Consider the following 824-nt stretch of genomic DNA (forward strand, 5'->3'; position numbering starts at 1 on the left):
CCGCTCATGTGCTTGACGCGGTGGGCGATCTCCTCGTGGCGGCCGTGGACCATCGGGCGCTGGACCGGGCTGCCGAGGTAGCCGCAGGTGCGCTTGGTCACGTTGCACTTGTCCGGGTCGGAGTTGCCGCACTCCGGGCACTTGAAGCCTTCCTCGGTGGGCTCGAAGTCGCCCTGGAAGCCGCACACGAAGCAGTGGTCGATCGGGGTGTTGGTGCCCAGGTAGCCGATGCCGATGTTGTAGGCGTAGTCCCACACGGCCTCGAGCGCCTTCGGGTTGTCCTGCAGGCACGGGTACTCGCAGTAGTTGATGAAGCCGCCGGAGGCGTAGTACGGGAAGTCCTTCTCGTAGTTAAGCTTCTCCATCGGGGTCGGCTGCAGCCACACCGGGTAGTGGAACGAGTTGGTGTAGAAGTCATGATCGGTCACGCCCTCGATGCGGCCGAACTTCTCGCGATCCATGCGGTTGAAGCGGTCGGTCAGGGACTCGGACGGCGTGGAGTACACGGAGTAGTGGTATCCCTCCGCCTTGCTCCACTGCTTGCACAGCTCGTTCATGCGCTTGACGATGGACAGCGCGAACTCCTTGCCTTCCGGATCCCAGCCGTGGTCGCGGATCCAGTTCTTGCCGTAGAAGACCGCGGTGGTCTCGGCCAGGCCGATGTAACCCAGGGACACGGTGGCGCGCTCGTTCTTGAACAGCTGGTCCACGTTGTCGTTGGCGCCCAGACGTCCGAAGGCGCCGAAGCGGAACAGCGTCGGGGCGTTGACCGGGGTGGCCTCCTTGCAGCGCATGATGCGGAACTGCAGGGCCTGGTGGGCCAC

General features: G+C 64.3%; 1 protein-coding gene. It reads right to left on the bottom strand.

Annotated features, from left to right (window positions below; genetic code table 11):
• Nucleotides 1–824, bottom strand: an 824-nt coding sequence (gene nrdD, locus DF196_RS13100; protein ID WP_277745755.1) for an anaerobic ribonucleoside-triphosphate reductase, incomplete at both ends; no start/stop codon positions are given.

Origin of the sequence: Bifidobacterium callitrichidarum (assembly GCF_003129905.1) — a bacterium.
GTDB classification, from domain to species: domain Bacteria; phylum Actinomycetota; class Actinomycetes; order Actinomycetales; family Bifidobacteriaceae; genus Bifidobacterium; species Bifidobacterium callitrichidarum.